The organism is Solwaraspora sp. WMMA2059, assembly GCF_027497315.1.
Classification (GTDB): Bacteria; Actinomycetota; Actinomycetes; order Mycobacteriales; family Micromonosporaceae; genus Micromonospora_E.
The window spans coordinates 5,108,803-5,126,099 of record NZ_CP114908.1; the positions used below are offsets into that span (position 1 = coordinate 5,108,803).

Here is a 17,297-nt window from a genome sequence, read left to right on the forward strand (position 1 = left end):
GCCACGGGCGGCGGTGAGCTGGTCAGACGTTGACACGGGAGTCCTCCGTGGTGGCGAAGAGTTCGGCGACCCGGTGCCGGCGCTGGTCGAGCCGGTGCAGCGGCAGGTCGAGTTCGACGACCGCGGTGAGAATCCGGTCGTACGCGTCGGAGCCGGTCTCGGCGGGCACCAGCAGCAGCTGGCCCTCCCGGCTGACCGGCAGGTCGGCCGCGGCCAGCCGGGCGGCCAGCGCCTCGGTGCCCTCGCTGACCTCGATCGCCAGCACGTCGCTGGCGGTGGTCATGTCGGACAGTTGGGCGGAGCGCAGCAGCCGACCGCCGTCGATGGCGATCAGCGAGTCGCAGATCCGCTCCACCTCGCCGAGCAGGTGCGAACAGACCAGCACCGAGATGCCGAACTCGGTGCCGATCCGGTGCACCAGGGCCAGCATGGCGTCGCGGCCGGCCGGGTCCAGGCCGTTTGTCGGCTCGTCCAGCAGCAGCAGATCCGGGTCGTGCACCAGCGCCTGGGCCAGTTTGACCCGCTGCTTCATGCCCGTGGAGTAGCCGCCGATCTGCCGGTAGCGCTCCTCGTAGAGCCCGACGTGGCGCAGCGCCTCGGAAGCCCGTTCCCGGGCCGCCGCGCGCGGCAGGCCGCTGATCCGCCCCAGGTGGGTGACGAACTCTGCGGCGCTGAGGTCCGGTGGCAGGCAGTCGTTCTCCGGCATGTAGCCGACCCGGGCACGGACCGCGTCGGCGTCGGTGGCGGGGTTCAGCCCAAGTACGCGGGCCTTTCCACTGGTCGGCGCGAGCAGGCCGAGCAGGATCTTGATCAGGGTCGACTTGCCGGCACCGTTGGCCCCGACGAGGCCGACGATGCCGGGCTGGACCTCGACGGTCAGGTCGGCCAGGGCCGTCACCCGCCCGCCGTACGTCTTGGTCAGCGCATCGGTCGCGATGAGAGTCACCCGGCCAGCGTATGGACTGCCGGCACGTCGTGGGATGGGGTTTCCCCCTGGAGGTTCCCTGAGGAGCACCCACGCCCTGCCATTAGGGGTGACACCACGAGCCCGAAGCCAAGCGTTGCTCTGGTTCGGCCCCGGGCGAGCCGTCGACATCCCGCGATGATGGTCGACATCCCGCGATGGTGGCAGAACTCGCCGTGCCAGTCTCGACCGACGGCCGGACGGCTGCGAAACTGTGAGTTCGATCCATTTGGGGGGTGTGATGACCGACGGCTGGGTGCTGCCTGACGACGTGCTACGGGACGCGCCGGCGTACACGCCGCGGCCGTTCGAGCTGGCCGACCTTGAGCTGATCCTGTCCGAGGCGTACGCCCCGCTGACCGGCTTCCACACCCGGGCCGATCTTGCCTCGCTGCGTAGTCGCGGCCGGCTGGCCGACGGCACCGCGTGGCCGGTGCCGGTCACCCTGGAGGTGCCGGCCGGCCTGGTCGCCGGGCTCGATCTGACGAATCCGCTGCTGCGGGTCCTGGTGCTCACCGACCCGGAGGGCGCGCCGGTGGCCGCGCTGGAGGTCACCGACGCCTGGCCGAGCCGGGAGGGCTTCTCAGCGGTCGGCGGCCGGGTGCGCCAGCTCGGCGACGGCACCGGCGGGCCGTTCCAACGGCTACGGCGCAGCCCGGCGGAGGTACGCGCGCTGCTGCCCCCGGGACGGGTGCTCGGGGTCATCGCCGACCGCCCGTTGCACCGACCGCAGTTGGCCCAGATCGCGCACGCCGCCCGTACCCTCGCCGCGCATCTGCTGATCCTGATCCCGGTCGCTGACGGCGGGGTCAGCGGGCTGCCGCCGGAGGTGCTGGTCCGCAGTGTCTTCGCGGCCCGGGACCGGATGCCACCGGCGACGCTGGTCGCGGTGCCGTTGACCCGGCGCGGTGACGAGATCCGGGACGCGCTGCTGCGGGCCCGGGTGGCCGCCGCGTACGGCGTCACCCATCTGCTGTCCACCGGCGAGATGCTCTCCGGCGGCGGCCCACGGGTGCTGGTGCCCCGGGAGTTGGCCTACGACAACCGGGACGGTCAGTGGCGCTGGCGCGACGACATCCCGCCGCGCAACCGGCGGCTGGCGCTCGACCAGGAGGAGATCGACGACCTGCTGGACCGGGGTTTTCCGTTGCCGGAGTGGCACACCCCGCCGGCGGTGGCCCGCGAGCTGGCCCGGGCCCGTCCGCCGCGCCGGCACCGTGGCCTGGTGGTGTTCTTCACCGGGCTGTCCGGCTCCGGCAAGTCGACCATCGCCCGGGGGGTGGCGGACGCGCTGCGGGAGAGCGGCGACCGGACCGTCACGCTGCTCGACGGGGACGTGGTACGCCGGGAGCTCTCCGCCGGGTTGACGTTCTCCAAGACGGACCGGGACCGTAACGTCCGTCGGATCGGCTGGGTCGCGTCCGAGGTCGGTCGGCACCACGGGGTGGCGATCTGCTGCCCGATCGCACCGTACGCCCAGGCCCGGGCGGTGGCCCGGCAGATGGCGAACGACGCCGGAGCCGGTTTCCTGCTGGTCTGGGTGGCGACCCCGTTGGAGGTCTGCGAGAGCCGTGACCGCAAGGGGTTGTACGCCAAGGCGCGGGCCGGCCAGCTGACCGGGATGACCGGGATCGACGATCCGTACGAGGAGCCGACTGATGCCGACCTGGTGCTGAACACCAGTGAGATGAGCATCGAGCAGGGCGTGCAGACGGTGCTGCAACACCTCACCGAAACGGGTTGGGTGGAGCCGCGACTGAAGTCGGCCTGACCCACGACATCCTCCTTTGTCGCCTTTTCTGCAGATGACGGCAAGTCAGCCGAGAGGCCACGCTTGTCCGGGTAGCGGCAGCGTTATCCGATAGATAGCGTTTTACGCTGCTCAGGCAGGACAGCCGCCCAGGCAGGACAGGAGAGGCGACATGCCGTTACGCAGTCGGATTCCCGAGCCGCTACGTCGGATCGTGCCCACCCGGTCCTGGTCGTACGGGCGGTGGACGGCCCCGAACCGGGTGCTGCCGTCGTTCCTGATCTGCGGCGGGCACCGGTGCGGGACGGCCGGGCTGCACCGGATGCTGGCCGCTCATCCGCTGGTGCTGCGGGCGGCCCGGCGCGACGGGGTGAGCTTCTTCGACACCTCGTACGAGCGCGGCATCGACTGGTACCGGGGGCACTTCCCCCGCCAGCGCGCCGCCCGCCGGTTGCAACGACGCCACGGCGGCACCGCCAGCGCCTTCGAGACCAGCACCTACTACCTCTACCACCCGTACGCCGCACTGCGGATCGCCCGGGACCTGCCGGACGTGCGGCTTCTGGTACTGGTCCGCGATCCGGTGGACCGCGCCTGGTCGCACTTCCGGGTGGAACGGCTGGCCGGGCACGAGCCGGAGCCGTCGTTCGCTCGGGCGCTGGCGCTGGAGTCCGCGCGGCTACGCGGGCAGGAGGAACGCCTCGGCGTAGAGGCCGGGTACCGCAGCTTCGCCCACCAGCACCACGCGTACCGCCAGCGCGGCGAGTACGCCACCTACCTGGACCGGTTGGCCGGCCAGGTGGGTCGGGAGCGGATCTGCCTGGTGGAGGCCGAACGGCTGTGGACCACACCGGCCAGGGTGTACGGCGAGGTGCTGGACTTTCTCGGCCTGCCGAGGCTGGACGAGGTGCCGTGGCTGCCGCGGCCGACGGACTCGCCGGCCGTGGTCGACGGAGCACCCGGCGCACCGTCCGACGGTCTGCCGGTCGAGCCGCCCGGTGCCCGTACCCGTCGGGAGCTGGCCGACCACTACGCCCCGCACGACGCACGGCTCACCGACTGGCTCGGCCGTCCGCCGGTCTGGCGCAGCGCGGTGGCGGAAGCGTTCCGCTGACCCGGCTTCACCCAGCCATGAGCTCGTCGCCTACCCGGCCGGGGAGGCACTTCCGTTCGGCCGCACCTGCGCGATAGTGTTCGCATCTGTTGGATTGAGTGCGAGCCGGCGGAGGCAGGACGTGGTGCTGATGCTCGCGCCGCAGCGCCAGGCGGCGATCCTGGACCGGGTCCGGGCCGCCGGCGGAGTACGGGTCACCGACCTGGCCGTCGAGTTCGGCGTCTCGGACATGACGATCCGCCGGGACCTGGACGTCCTCGCCGACCGTGGGCTGCTGGCCAAGGTCCACGGCGGGGCCACCCTGGTCGATCCCGGGGCCACCGACGAGCCCGGGTTCGTGGCGAAGTCCGCCCGGCAGCAGGCCGAGAAGGCGGCGATCGCCGCGCGCGCCGCCGACCTGGTCGTCGCCGGCGGGGCGGTGGCGTTGTCGGCCGGCACCACCACGGTGGAGCTCGCCCGCCGGCTGGTCGACGTCCCCGGGCTGACGGTGGTGACCAACTCGATCCCGGTGGCCGACGTGTTCTACCGCGACGGTCGGGGCGACCGGACGGTGATCCTCACCGGTGGGGTGCGTACCCCCTCGGACGCGCTGGTCGGTCCGGTGGCCGTGACCGCCCTTCGCGACCTGCACGTGGACCTGCTCTTCCTCGGTGTGCACGGGATGAGCGAACGGGCCGGATACACCACCCCGAACCTTATGGAGTCCGACACCAACCGGGCGTTGATCATGGCGGCGGCCCGCCTGGTGGTGCTGGCCGACCACACCAAGTGGGACGTCGTGGGCATCTCCTCGATGGCGGAGCTGGCCGCGGCCCAGGTGGTGGTCAGCGACCCCGGACTACCCCCGCCGGCCCGCGACGTGCTGGCCGGACACGGCGTCGAGCTGTCGATCGCCGACCCACACCGATAGGAACTCAGCGCCGTGAAACGCAGTGCGGTACGGCTCGCCGACGGGCGGGAACTCCTCTACTTCGACGAGCGGGACGACGCCGTCCGGGAAGGCCCGGACCGGCGGGAGCTGCCGCCCCCGCCGCCCGCCTCGGAGCTTCGCTACGATCCGTTGACCGACGAGTGGGTGGCGATCGCCGCGCACCGGCAGACCCGGACCTTCCTGCCGCCGACCGACCAGTGCCCGCTGTGCCCGTCGCGGCCCGGCCGGTCCAGTGAGATTCCGGCGTACGACTACGACGTGGTGGTCTTCGAGAACCGGTTCCCGTCGCTGAGCGACCGGGTCGGTGACGGGACGGCCGGCTACCCCGGTGGTACGCCGTTCACCCCGACCCGGCCGGGTCTCGGGCGCTGCGAGGTGGTCTGCTTCACCGCCGAGCACGGCACCTCGTTCGCCGCGCTGGCCCCGACCCGGGTCCGCACCGTCGTCGACGCGCTGGCCGACCGGACCGCCGAACTGTCCGCGCTGGACGCGGTGGAGCAGGTGTTCTGTTTCGAGAACCGCGGCGTGGAGATCGGGGTGACCCTGCATCACCCGCACGGGCAGATCTACGCGTACCCGTTCGTGCCGCCGCGTACCCGGTCGATGCTGGCCGCCGCCCGACGGCACGCCGAGGCGACCGGCGGGCAGAACCTGTACGCGGACGTACTGGCCGCCGAGCGGGCGGCCGGGGTACGGGTGGTGGCGGCCAACGACCGGTGGACGGCGTACGTGCCGGCGGCGGCGCGCTGGCCGTTCGAGGTGCACCTGGCGCCGCACCGCCGGGTGCCGGACATCGCCGCGTTGGACGACGCCGAACGGGACGCCTTCGGGCCGCTCTACCTGGATGTGCTGCGCCGCTTCGACCGGCTCTTCGACAGCCGGCAGGGTACGCCGTACATCGCTGCGTGGCATCAGGCGCCGGTGCGTCACGAACGGGAGCTGGGTTACCTGCATCTGCAGGTGTTCACCATCCGGCGGGCGGCGGACAAGCTGAAGTACCTGGCCGGTTCGGAGTCGGCGATGGGCGTGTTCATCAACGACGTCCGGCCTGAACAGGCGGCGGCGCTGCTGCGCGACGCCTGACCGGGCCGGGACGCGTTCCACCGGACCCGACGTGTCTGACCGCGCCGGACGTGGTTGCGGGGGGCCCGGGACAGGGCCCCCCGCAGGGAAGGGACGGCAGGCTGCTGGTTCACAGCCGAGGATCGACCGTCAGCGTCATGTTGCTCAGGGCGACCGCCACCGGAAGATCCCCTTGGACGCGACTGGCACCACGTCCACCCTGTTCAACGATTCGCCGGAGGGTCCGGTGACGGTGCCGGCCGAGTGCTCGGACGCTCAGCCCCGAGGGCTCAGGCGCCCAGCCGCTTGGCCAGGTTGCCGTCGAGAGCCGCCATGAACTCGTCGGTGGTCAACCACGGAGCGTTACGGTCGATGAGCAGCGCCAGGTCCTTGGTCATCTGACCCGCCTCGACGGTCTCGACGCAGACCTGCTCGAGCGTGTTGGCGAACTCGGTCACCGCCGGAGTGCCGTCCAGCTTGCCGCGGTGGGCCAGACCCCGGGTCCAGGCGAAGATCGACGCGATCGGGTTGGTCGACGTCTTCTCGCCCTTCTGCCACTGCCGGTAGTGCCGGGTCACCGTGCCGTGCGCGGCCTCCGCCTCCACCGTACGGCCGTCCGGGGTCATCAGCACCGAGGTCATCAGCCCCAGTGAACCGAAGCCCTGGGCGACGGTGTCCGACTGCACGTCACCATCGTAGTTCTTGCAGGCCCAGACGAAGCCGCCCTCCCACTTGAGCGCGGCGGCGACCATGTCGTCGATCAGCCGGTGCTCGTAGGTGATCCCGGCGGCGGCGAACTCGGTAGCGAACTCGGCCTCGTACACCTCGGCGAAGATGTCCTTGAACCGGCCGTCGTACGCCTTGAGGATGGTGTTCTTGGTCGACAGGTAGACCGGGTAGCCGCGGTCCAGGCCGTAGCGCAGCGAGGCACGCGCGAAATCGCGGATCGACTCGTCGAAGTTGTACATCCCCATCGCGACACCGCCGCCGGGGAAGTTGGCGACCTCCATCTCGACCGGGGCGCTGCCGTCGGCCGGGGTGTAGGTGATGGTCACCGTGCCCGGCCCGGGCACCACGAAGTCGGAGGCCTTGTACTGGTCGCCGTGCGCGTGCCGGCCGATGATGATCGGCTTGGTCCAGCCGGGCACCAGCCGGGGGACGTTCGACATGATGATCGGCTCGCGGAAGACCACGCCGCCGAGGATGTTCCGAATGGTGCCGTTCGGGGAGCGCCACATCTTCTTGAGGCCGAACTCCTCGACCCGGGCCTCGTCGGGGGTGATGGTGGCGCACTTGACGCCGACGCCGTGCTGCTTGATCGCGTTCGCGGCGTCCACCGTCACCTGGTCGTCGGTCTCGTCGCGGTACTGGATCGACAGGTCGTAGTAGTGCAGGTCGACGTCGAGGTAGGGCAGGATCAACTGCTCCCGGATCTGCTTCCAGATGATCCTGGTCATCTCGTCGCCGTCGAGCTCGACGACCGGGTTGGTTACCTTGATCTTCGCCATCGACCGGCGCTCCTCTCGGAAACTCGTGTTAGCAGTACGAGCGTACTGGATTGCCGAACGCGGTGCGCAGCGGGCGGGACGAACGAGGCACTGCACACGTCGGGGCGGGCACCTGGATGCCCGCCCCGATCGTCACGCCCGTACGGCTCAGAGGTCGGCCACGTCCGCCTGCTTGGCCCGGACCGCCTCGGCGGCCTCCTTCAACGCGGCCAGTTCCGTACCGGTCAGGTCGGTGGTCACCACCCGACGGACGCCCTCGGCCCCGAGCTCAGCCTCCACGCCCAGGTAGACGCCGTCGATGCCGTACTCCCCGGTGACCCAGGCGCACACCGGCATCACCGCGCCGGAGTCCTCGGCCACGGCCTTGGCCATCCGGGCCGCCGCCGCCGACGGCGCGTAGTACGCCGACCCGGTCTTGAGCAGGGCGACAACCTCGGCCCCACCGTTGCGGGTCCGGACCACCAGTTCCTCGATCTTGTCCGCCGGCAGCAGCTCGGTCAGCGGCTTGCCGTTCACGGTGCACCGTGACGGCACCGGCACCATGGTGTCACCGTGCGAGCCGAGGGTCAGCGTGCGTACGGTCGCCACTGGTACCGCCAGCGTCTCGGCGACGAAGTGGGAGAACCGGGCGGTGTCCAGCATGCCGGCCTGGCCGAGCACCCGGTTGCGCGGGAACCCGGTGGCGATCTGGGCCAGCGCGGTCATCTCGTCGAGCGGGTTGGACACCACGATGACCACCGCGTCCGGGGCGTACCGGGCGATGTTCTCCGCGACGCCGCGGACGATCTTGGCATTGACCTCCAGCAGGTCCATCCGGCTCATCCCCGGCTTGCGCGGCAGGCCGGCGGTGACGATGACGACGTCCGAGCCGGAAATCACCTCGTAGCCGGAGCCGTCCACCCCGGTGGTCGCACCGACGACCTTGGTCTCGAAGCCCTCGATCGGCCGCGACTGGTTGAGATCGAGGGCCAGTCCCTCGGGCTTGCCCTCGATGATGTCGGTCAGCACGACGGTGTCGAAGACGTCGTACTCGGCCAGGCGCTGCGCGGTCGTCGAGCCGTAGAAGCCGGCCCCGACGACGGTGACCTTCTTGCCCATTGTCGTCTCACTCCCTGCTACCGGGCGAATTTGACGGGACCGTATCAGCCAGGTAACGGCTGAGCGGGCCAGGGGCGCGCCCGGAGACCCACCTCACGCCCGCCACGCCGGTCGACTCGCCGACCGGCTTCACCGGTCGGCGAGGCCGCGTTCCGCCAGCTCGACGACGTTGGTCAACAGCATCGCCCGGGTCATCGGGCCGATCCCGCCGGGCACCGGCGCCAGCGCAGCGGCCACCTCGGCCACGTCCGGTGCCACGTCACCGGTGTACTGGCCCTTGCCGTTCTCGCCGAGCACCCGAGTGATACCGACGTCGACGACCGTCGCCCCCGGCGTAACCATTTCAGCGGTGACCAGCCCCGGTACGCCCGCCGCAGCGATCACGATGTCGGCCCGGCGGGTGTGGTCGCCCAGATCCAAGGTGCCGGTGTGGCACAGCGTCACCGTGGCGTTCTCGCTGCGCCGGGTCAGCAGCAGACCCAGCGGCCGACCGACGGTGGTGCCCCGGCCGATCACCACCACCTCCGCGCCCCGGATCCGGATCTCGTTGCGGCGCAGCAGGTCGACGATGCCGCGCGGGGTGCAGGCGACCGGCGCGTCGAAGCCGAGCACCAGCCGGCCCAGGTTCACCGGATGCAGCCCGTCGGCGTCCTTGTCCGGGTCGACCCGCTCCAGCACCCGCTGGGTGTCGATCTGCTTCGGCATCGGCAGCTGCACGATGTAACCGTGGCACGCCGGATCGGCGTTCAGCTCGGCCACCACCGCCTCCACCTGCTCCTGGGTCGCGTCGGCCGGCAGGTCGCGGCGAATCGAGGCGATACCGACCTCGGCGCAATCGCGGTGCTTGCCGTTGACGTACGCCTGGGAGCCGGGATCCTCACCGACCAGCACGGTGCCGAGACCGGGCACCACCGACTGCTCCGCGAGCGCCTTGACCCGGGCACGAAGGTTGTCCTTGATGGCGGATGCCGCCGCCTTACCGTCCAGAATTGTCGCCGTCACGTCACCGATCGTCTCACGTCGCCCGATCCGCCCCGGTTGGCACCTCGCACGGACCAGCCGGTCAGGGCCGCACGTCGGCACCGTACGCCGCCGCGACCTGCACCGCCTGGGCCAGGTCGATCCGCGCCCCGGTCAGGTCGAGGCCGCGCAGCTCGACCCCGGCCAGATCCGCGCCACGCAGGTCCGCGCCACGCAGCTTCGCGCTGGTCAGCCGGGCATAGCCGAGGTCCGCCCCGGAAAGATCCACCCGGCTCAGGTTCGCCTCGGTCAGGTCGGCTTCCCTTAGCCGCAGCCCGGACAGCTTCGTACCGGTCAGGTCCTGGCCGCGCAGCAGCACGAACCCCCAGTCTCCGCCGTCGACATGCAGCGGGCGCAGCGTGCAGTCGAGAAACTGGGTGCCGGTCAGCTTGCAGTCGGCGAAGGTCGCGTCGAAGAACGACGACCGCCGGATCACGCAGTGCAGCAGCGCGCAGTGCGTCAGCCGGGCCGCGTTGGCCCGCACGTTCGCCAGTACGCAGTTGGTGAAGACGCAGCCGGTCAGCACCGCCTCGGTCAGGTCGACGTCGACGAGCTCACAGCGGTCGAAATGCACCCGGTCGAACTCGTCGAGCGCCCAGTCGGCCCCGACGATCCGCTCCTCGACGCGCTGCTGCGGCGACACGACGACGGCCGGCCGGTCAGTGGAAGAAGTGCCGGGTGCCGGTCAGGTACATGGCGACCCCGGCGGCGTTCGCCGCCGCGATCACCTCGTCGTCCCGGATCGAACCGCCGGGCTGCACCACCGCGCGTACCCCGGCGTCGATCAGCACCTGCAGTCCGTCCGGGAACGGGAAGAACGCGTCGGAGGCGGCCGCCGCGCCGGCGGCCCGGCCGGCACCGGCCCGGCGTACCGCCAACTCGGCGGCGTCGACCCGGTTGACCTGGCCCATGCCGACCCCGACGGTCGCACCGTCGCGGGCCAGCAGGATCGCGTTGCTCTTCACCGCGCGTACCGCCCGCCAGGCAAAGCCCAGGTCGGCCAGCAGGTCCGCGTCGGCCGGCTCACCGGTGGCCAGCCGCCAGCTCGCCGGATCGTCGCCGGCGGCGTCGATCCGGTCGACGGTCTGCGCCAGCCGGCCACCGGTGACCTGCCGCCACTCGACGTCCGCCGGCTGCCACGCCGGGGCGAGCAGCAGCCGCAGGTTCTTCTTCCGGGCCAGCACCTCGACCGCGGCCGGGTCGAACCCGGGGGCCACCACCACCTCGGTGAAGATCTCCGCGACCTGGTTGGCCAGCTCGACGGTGACCGGCCGGTTGACCGCGATCACCCCGCCGTACGCGGAGACCGGGTCGCAGGCGTGCGCCTTGCGGTGCGCCTCGGCGACGTCGACACCGACCGCGATGCCGCACGGGTTGGCGTGCTTGATGATCGCCACGGCCGGGGCGGTGAAGTCGTTCGCCGCCCGCCAGGCGGCATCGGCGTCGACGTAGTTGTTGTACGACATCTCCTTGCCGTGCAACTGCTCGGCCTGGGCCAGCCCGGCCGGTGCCGCCGGGTCCAGGTAGAGGGCCGCCCGCTGGTGCGGGTTCTCGCCGTAGCGCAGCACGGCGGCCCGGCGCAGCGCGGTGCCGGCGAACTCCGGCCAGTCGACCGGCTGGTCGGTGTCCGCGCCGACCAGGGTCCGGGCGCACCAGTCGGCGACCGCGACGTCGTACTCGGCGATGTCGGCGAAGGCACGGGCGGCGAGGGCGCGCCGCTGCCGCAGGGTGAAGCCGCCGTCGGCGAGGGCCTGCTCGACCAGCGGGTACGCCGACACCGAGGTGACCACCGCGACGCTGGTGTGGTTCTTCGCCGCCGCCCGCACCATCGCCGGGCCACCGATGTCGATCTGCTCCACGCAGCCGTCCAGGTCGGCACCGGAGGCCACCGTCTGCTGGAACGGGTACAGGTTGGACACCAGCAGGTCGAACGGGGCGACGCCGAGCTGGGCCAGCTGCGCGGTGTGGTCGGCGGAGCGCAGGTCGGCCAGCAGTCCGGCGTGCACGTGCGGATGCAGCGTCTTGACCCGGCCGTCCAGGCATTCCGGGAAACCGGTCACGTCCTCCACCCGGACCACCGGCACACCGGCGGCCGCGATTGTGGTCGCGGTCGACCCGGTGGAGACGATCTCCACCCCGGCGGCGTGCAGCATGGTGGCCAGCTCGACCAGACCGGTCTTGTCGTAGACGCTGATCAACGCCCGGTGCAGCGGGCGGCGGCCGTCGGTGCTCGGGTTCATCGGATGGTGACCTTTCGATGCGAGATGGTCCAGCCGTGCCGGACCAGCCGGCCGACGTACTCGACGAGCTGCGCCCGTTCCGCTTCCTTGATCCGCTCGGTCAGGCTGGCCTCGTCGTCGTCCGGCTCGACCGGGACCGCGACCTGCGCGACGATCGGTCCGGTGTCGACGCCGGCGTCGACGAAGAAGAGCGTGGCACCGGCCAGCTTGACCCCGTAGGCGAGGGCGTCACGCGGGCCGTTCATGCCGGGGAACGCGGGCAGCAGCGAGTTGTGGGTGTTGACGTAGCGGTCCCCGAAGGCGGCCAGGAACCGGGCGCCGACCAGTTTCAGGAAGCCGGCCGAGACGATCAGGTCCGGCTGGTACGCGGCGACCTCGGCGGTCAGCGCGGCGTCCCAGTCCGCCCGGCTGGCGTGGTCGGCGACCCGGGCCACGAAGGTGGGCACCCCGGCGGTCCTGGCCCGGTCCAGCCCGGCGATCCCGTCCCGGTCCGCGCCGACCGCCACGACGACCGCGCCGTACGCCGGGTCCTCGGTGGCGTCGAGCAGTGCCTGCAGATTGGTGCCGGAGCCGGAGACGAGCACCACGAGTCTGGCCGGGGACGAGGTCACCCGAGCACCCTACCCGGCCGCCGCCCAGGCCCCGCCCAGGTCCCGACCAGCGCGACGGGCGGGCGTGACGGCGGCAGGATTTGCGCTGACCAGTTACGCTGCCCGACGCTCGGGCAAACACGATCTCCGACCGCCCTGAGCGTCGTCGTCATGAAGGAGCTCTCTGTGCAGCCCGGCTATCCAGGCCAAGATCCGTACGGCCAGCAGCCCCAGGATCCGACCTCGTCGCCACCGTCCGACCCGTACGGCCAGCAGCCGCCGCCGGGGCAGCCCTACTCGAACCCGTACGGCCAGCCGCCGCCGCCGGGGCAGCCGTACCCGCAGCAGCAGCCGGGGCAGCCCTACGGTGACCCGTACGCGCAGCAGCCGGTGCCGGGCCAGCCGTACCCCGCCGGCGGCTACGGCATGCCGGGCCAGCAGAAGAACAACAACCTGGGCCTGATCGGCATGATCGTCGGCATCGCCTCGTTGGTGCTGGCCCTGTGCTGCCCGCTGCTCGGCATCCCGGCCGGGATCGCCGGCGCGGTGCTCGGCTTCCTCGGCAAGAACAAGGTCGACCAGGGGCTGGCGGACAACCGTGGCCAGGCGATGGCCGGGCTGATCTGCGGCGCGATCGGAGTGGTGCTCAGCATCGCGAACTCGATCCTCGGCGTTCTGATGGACTTCGGCAGCGGGTTCAACAGCATCTGAGCCAGGCTCTGTGACGCGACCCGTTCAGGGCGTCCCGGATCGTCCGGGGCGCCCTGTGCCGTTGCCGACGTGTCCCGGACCGGCGCCTTGTCCCGGCCCGGCACCGGACCGTCGCTGGCGGGGCCCGGACCGGTCCGCCGGGGGCGCCGCCACCGCCCGCGCCGCCACCGCGCCGACCACCGCCCCGACCGCGACCACCGCGCTCGACACCGCCGCCACCTGCCAGGCGACCGGGCCGACGTCGGCGAGCCGTCCGGCACCGAGCGGCCCGCCGGACACGGCCGCCGCACCGCCCAGGAACAGTCCGGCCACCGGCCCGCTGATCAGGGCGGCACCGATCAGCACAGCCCAGCCGGGCAGCCCGGCACCACCCCGGTCGGTCGCCGCCGGCCAGCGGCGGGCCAGCACCCACCCGGTGGTCATCCCGGCCAGGACCGGCAGGGCCAGCAGCGCGGCGCTGAGCCCCCCGGCCGGGCCGTTGGGCAGTCCGGCGAACAACGGGACCGCCGGCAGGCTGCCGAGGGTGACCTCGGTGGTCCGTACCGCAGTGTCGGAGCCGAGCGCGAAGCCCGGCCCCAACAGGTAGGCGGTCGCCCAGATGGTGGCGTTCGGCGCGTACGCGAGGCTGAGCAGCGTGATGCCGGCCTGCCCGGCCACCCCGGCCCGGTACACCCCGATGGTGTCGGCGGCGTCCCCGCCGCTGATCGCCACGGACAGCCCGGCCACGGCGGCACCGGCGCCGAGCACCAGCAGCGCGGCGACCACTCCGGCGCGCGCCGCGTGCCGGAGCAGGTCGGGGCAGCGCGCCGCCAGTCGACGCAGCGAACTGGTGGTCTGGCCGGCGCCGAGCAACGCGCCGATCCCGCCGAACGCCGCCAGCGTGCCCCCGGCCCGCAGCGGTTCGATCCCCGTCGTAGCGCTGCTGGCGACGTGCGCGGCGGCGGCGCCGAGCGCGCCGTACGCGGTCGCGACGGCCAATGCGACGACGATCGCCCGTACGGCGGATCCGCTGCGCCGGGCACCGACCGCCCGGGTGGTGTGTACCCCGGCCCGGTAGATCCGCCAGGCGGCGAGCGCGCTGAGCAGCAGCGGCGGCAGGCCGAGCGGCCCGGTCGGCGTGTCCAGCGGTACGCCGTGCCCGAGCAGCCAGGCGGCCAGACCGATCCGGGCCGCGCCGAGGACCGACGAGTCGCCTTCGGCGAGTCGGATCAGCCACATCACCACCGCGACCGGCAGGTACGACACCACCGCGGCCCACAGGGTGGTCACCGAGGCCGCGACGACCAGCGGGGCCCGGCCACGGCGGGCAGCACCGGGGGCACGGCCGGGGCCGGGGTGCCGAACGGCGTCGACCGACGCGGTACCGTCCGGCGGTCGCGGCGGATCCGGGGGGTGGGCTGCCATCGTGCCTACTTTGGCACGTGGGCGCACTGATCCGGCGGCAATATCGACGTGGCCTGGCCGGTCACCTGCCGAACCCGCCGACATTCCGGTCATTTGGCCGTACGCTCGGTGCTGGACCACGCCGTCGACGACGGCGGTCGTCGAGTTGACGGGGGACCCTGCTGATGACCCAGTATCCACCGGCCGCGGCGTCGGCCGGCAGCGACCGCAGCACCCTGTGGGGTGTGCTCGGCATCGTGATCGGCCTGCTCTGCTGCGGCATCCTCGGCATCGTCTTCGGCGCACTGTCGATCCGCGACGCCAACCGCTTCCGCAAGTCCCCGGTGCTGGGCTGGGTGGCGATCGTGCTGAGCGTGCTGAACATCATCGGTGGGGCCAGTCTCTGGGCAACCGGGAACTACCCGATCGGCTGACCGCACGACGACGGCCGCCGACCGGTTTCCCGATCGACGGCCATGTGTCGACTGTGGTCGATCAGTGTCGGCTGTGGCCGGTCAGCTGCCGGTGATCACCTGGCGCATCAGCCGGGCGGTCTCGCTCGGCGTACGGCCGACCTTGACTCCGGCCGCCTCCAGCGCGACCTGCTTGGCGGCGGCGGTGCCCGCCGATCCGGAGATGATCGCACCGGCGTGGCCCATCGTCTTGCCGGGCGGGGCGGTGAACCCGGCGATGTAGCCGACCACCGGCTTGGTCACGTTCGCCTTGATGAACTCAGCGGCCCGCTCCTCGGCGTCGCCGCCGATCTCGCCGATCATGACGATCGCGTCGGTCTCCGGGTCGTCCTGGAAGGCGGCCAGCGCGTCGATGTGGGTGGTGCCGATGACCGGGTCGCCGCCGATGCCGACGCAGGTGGAGAAGCCGATGTCACGCAGCTCGTACATCAGCTGGTAGGTCAGCGTGCCGCTCTTGCTGACCAGGCCGATCCGGCCGGCCGGGGTGATGTCCGCCGGGATGATGCCGGCGTTGGAGGCCCCTGGGGAGGCGATGCCCGGACAGTTCGGGCCGATGATCCGGGTCTTGCCGCCCTTGGCGGTGTTGTGGGCCCAGAAGGCGGTCGAGTCGTGCACCGGGATGCCTTCGGTGATCACCACGGCGAGCGGGATCTCGGCGTCGATCGCCTCGATCACCGCCGCCTTGCAGAACGCCGGCGGGACGAAGATGACCGTGACGTCGGCCCCGGTCTCCTTCATCGCCTCGCCGACGGTGGCGAACACCGGGAGCCGGGTGTCGCCGAACTCGACCTGCTGTCCGGCCTTGCGCGGGTTGACCCCGCCGACGACGGTGGTGCCGGCGGCGAGCATCCGCCGGGTGTGCTTGGAGCCCTCGGAGCCGGTCATCCCCTGCACGATGACCTTGGAGTCCTTGGTCAGCCAGATCGCCATCTCGATCACTGTCCTTCCGGGCGGCCGGACGCCGCTGCGGCGAGCTGCGCGGCCCGCTCGGCCGCTCCGTCCATGGTGTCGACCCGCTCGACGAGGGGGTTGGCGGCCGAGTCGAGGATCGCCCGGCCCGCCTCGGCGTTGTTGCCGTCCAGCCGGACGACGAGCGGCTTGGTCACCGTCTCACCGCGCTGTTCGAGCAGGGCCAGCGCCTGGACTACGCCGTTGGCCACCTCGTCGCAGGCGGTGATCCCGCCGAAGACGTTGACGAACACGGTCCGCACGTCCGGGTCGGAGAGCACGATCTCCAGACCGTTGGCCATCACCGCCGCGCTGGCGCCACCACCGATGTCGAGGAAGTTGGCCGGTTTGACGCCGCCGTGCGCCTCGCCGGCGTACGCCACCACGTCGAGGGTGGACATGACCAGGCCGGCCCCGTTGCCGATGATGCCGACCGAGCCGTCGAGCTTGACGTAGTTGAGGTCTTTCTCCTTGGCCCGCTGCTCCAGCGGGTCGACCGCGGACTGGTCGACCATCGCCTCGTGGTCGGGGTGCCGGAAACCGGCGTTCTCGTCCAGGGTGACCTTGGCGTCGAGGCAGAGCACCCGGCCCTCGGGGGTCCGGGCCAGCGGGTTCACCTCGACCAGGGTGGCGTCCTCGGCGATGAACGCCTGCCAGAGGCGTACCGCGATCTCGGTGATCTGGTCGGTGAGCTCAGCCGGGAAGCCGGCGGCGGTGACGATCTCGGCGGCCTTGGCCTCGTCCACCCCGACGTTGGCGTCGATGGCGATCTTCGCCACCCGCTCCGGGGTCTCGGCGGCGACCTGCTCGATGTCCATCCCGCCCGCGACACTGGCGATGCAGAGGAAGGTGCGGTTGGCCCGATCCAGCAGGTACGACAGGTAGTACTCGTCGGCGATGTCGGCGGTCACCGTCAGCATGACCTTGCCAACGGTGTGCCCTTTGATGTCCATGCCGAGGATGTTGGTGGCGTGGCTGACCGCCTCGTCGGCGTCCTCGGCTAGCTTCACGCCGCCGGCCTTACCTCGACCACCGACCTTGACCTGGGCCTTGACCACGACACGGCCGCCGAGGCGCTCGGCGATCGCGCGGGCCTCTTCCGGGGTGGTGGCGACGCCGCCGGCGAGCACGGGCAATCCGTGTCGCTCGAACAGCTCGCGCCCCTGGTACTCGTACAGGTCCACGTTTGCGCGTCCCGTTCCGTCTCTGCGGCGCGCCGTCGCGCCGCCGCCAGCGTGCAGAATCAGATGATTTCCCGGTCACGAGCGGTGACCGGCCATTGGCGCAGCCTAACCACCCGGCCCTGGGACGCCAGCAGGCGGGCGGACGGTGTGCGCAACCGCACACATCCGGCGAGCCGCCCGCGCAGCAGTACGGCGACCTGGCCCCGACCACCGGCACAGACCCGAAAAATAGGGTGTGCCGGCGACGTAACCCCCGGTGACAGGTGTCGTTGAGTGAGGTGTCGGAAACGCAGCGCGGGGCCGACGGAAAGCGGCCGATGC

General features: G+C 71.8%; 16 protein-coding genes. 6 read left to right on the top strand and 10 right to left on the bottom strand.

Going from position 1 to position 17,297, the window contains the following annotated elements; all coding sequences use genetic code 11:
- Positions 1-22: 22 nt before the first annotated feature.
- Positions 23-946: an ABC transporter ATP-binding protein gene (locus tag O7553_RS23345; RefSeq protein ID WP_281551797.1), complete on the bottom strand. Its 924-nt coding sequence runs from the start codon at positions 944-946 to the stop codon at positions 23-25.
- Positions 947-1,205: 259 nt separating this feature from the next.
- On the opposite strand from O7553_RS23345, the gene cysC reads away from it, so the two are divergent.
- The 4 genes from cysC (at position 1,206) to galT (ending at position 5,842) form a co-directional block, all read left to right on the top strand.
- On the top strand, positions 1,206-2,735 hold the full coding sequence (gene cysC / locus O7553_RS23350) for an adenylyl-sulfate kinase (protein ID WP_281551798.1): 1,530 nt from the start codon (positions 1,206-1,208) through the stop codon (positions 2,733-2,735).
- A gap of 151 nt (positions 2,736-2,886) precedes the next feature.
- Positions 2,887-3,828 (top strand): sulfotransferase domain-containing protein, encoded by a 942-nt coding sequence (locus O7553_RS23355; RefSeq protein ID WP_281551799.1) that lies wholly within the window; start codon positions 2,887-2,889, stop codon positions 3,826-3,828.
- Positions 3,829-3,958: 130 nt separating this feature from the next.
- A complete protein-coding gene (locus O7553_RS23360; protein WP_281555718.1) occupies positions 3,959-4,738 on the top strand; it encodes a DeoR/GlpR family DNA-binding transcription regulator in 780 nt (259 codons plus the stop codon).
- A 12-nt stretch (positions 4,739-4,750) separates the two neighbouring features.
- A complete protein-coding gene (gene galT, locus O7553_RS23365) occupies positions 4,751-5,842 on the top strand; it encodes a galactose-1-phosphate uridylyltransferase (RefSeq protein WP_281551800.1) in 1,092 nt (363 codons plus the stop codon).
- Positions 5,843-6,111: 269 nt separating this feature from the next.
- Here the strand turns inward: galT and O7553_RS23370 are convergent, their stop codons facing one another.
- The 6 genes from O7553_RS23370 to purN all read right to left on the bottom strand — a co-directional run bounded on the left by O7553_RS23370 (position 6,112) and on the right by purN (position 12,298).
- Positions 6,112-7,329, bottom strand: coding sequence for an NADP-dependent isocitrate dehydrogenase (locus tag O7553_RS23370; RefSeq protein WP_281551801.1), 1,218 nt, complete (start codon positions 7,327-7,329; stop codon positions 6,112-6,114).
- Positions 7,330-7,476: 147 nt separating this feature from the next.
- A complete protein-coding gene (mdh, locus tag O7553_RS23375) occupies positions 7,477-8,427 on the bottom strand; it encodes a malate dehydrogenase (protein ID WP_281551802.1) in 951 nt (316 codons plus the stop codon).
- 129 nt (positions 8,428-8,556) lie between these two features.
- Positions 8,557-9,429, bottom strand: coding sequence for a bifunctional methylenetetrahydrofolate dehydrogenase/methenyltetrahydrofolate cyclohydrolase (locus tag O7553_RS23380; protein WP_281551803.1), 873 nt, complete (start codon positions 9,427-9,429; stop codon positions 8,557-8,559).
- A gap of 61 nt (positions 9,430-9,490) precedes the next feature.
- Positions 9,491-10,090, bottom strand: coding sequence for a pentapeptide repeat-containing protein (locus O7553_RS23385; RefSeq protein WP_281551804.1), 600 nt, complete (start codon positions 10,088-10,090; stop codon positions 9,491-9,493).
- Between the two features lie 16 nt (positions 10,091-10,106).
- Complete coding sequence (gene purH, locus O7553_RS23390; RefSeq protein ID WP_281551805.1) at positions 10,107-11,687, bottom strand: bifunctional phosphoribosylaminoimidazolecarboxamide formyltransferase/IMP cyclohydrolase; 1,581 nt, start codon at positions 11,685-11,687, stop codon at positions 10,107-10,109.
- The gene (gene purN, locus O7553_RS23395; RefSeq protein ID WP_281551806.1) at positions 11,684-12,298 is read right to left on the bottom strand and encodes a phosphoribosylglycinamide formyltransferase; all 615 of its coding nucleotides are present in this window, start codon (positions 12,296-12,298) and stop codon (positions 11,684-11,686) included. The genes purH and purN overlap by 4 nt, the downstream gene beginning before the upstream one ends.
- A gap of 150 nt (positions 12,299-12,448) precedes the next feature.
- Between purN and O7553_RS23400 the strand changes: the two genes are divergently transcribed.
- Complete coding sequence (locus tag O7553_RS23400; protein WP_281551807.1) at positions 12,449-12,988, top strand: DUF4190 domain-containing protein; 540 nt, start codon at positions 12,449-12,451, stop codon at positions 12,986-12,988.
- 24 nt (positions 12,989-13,012) lie between these two features.
- On the opposite strand, the gene O7553_RS23405 is transcribed toward O7553_RS23400, so the two are convergent.
- Positions 13,013-14,392, bottom strand: coding sequence for a DUF6350 family protein (locus tag O7553_RS23405; RefSeq protein ID WP_281551808.1), 1,380 nt, complete (start codon positions 14,390-14,392; stop codon positions 13,013-13,015).
- A gap of 161 nt (positions 14,393-14,553) precedes the next feature.
- Here O7553_RS23405 and O7553_RS23410 point away from each other — a divergent pair, with 161 nt between their 5' ends.
- Positions 14,554-14,805: a hypothetical protein gene (locus O7553_RS23410; protein WP_281555719.1), complete on the top strand. Its 252-nt coding sequence runs from the start codon at positions 14,554-14,556 to the stop codon at positions 14,803-14,805.
- 81 nt (positions 14,806-14,886) lie between these two features.
- Here O7553_RS23410 and sucD read toward each other — a convergent pair whose 3' ends face one another.
- Positions 14,887-15,774, bottom strand: a complete 888-nt coding sequence (sucD, locus tag O7553_RS23415; RefSeq protein WP_281551809.1) for a succinate--CoA ligase subunit alpha — start codon at positions 15,772-15,774, stop codon at positions 14,887-14,889.
- 5 nt (positions 15,775-15,779) lie between these two features.
- Positions 15,780-16,976, bottom strand: coding sequence for an ADP-forming succinate--CoA ligase subunit beta (sucC, locus tag O7553_RS23420; RefSeq protein WP_281551810.1), 1,197 nt, complete (start codon positions 16,974-16,976; stop codon positions 15,780-15,782).
- Positions 16,977-17,297 lie beyond the last annotated feature (321 nt).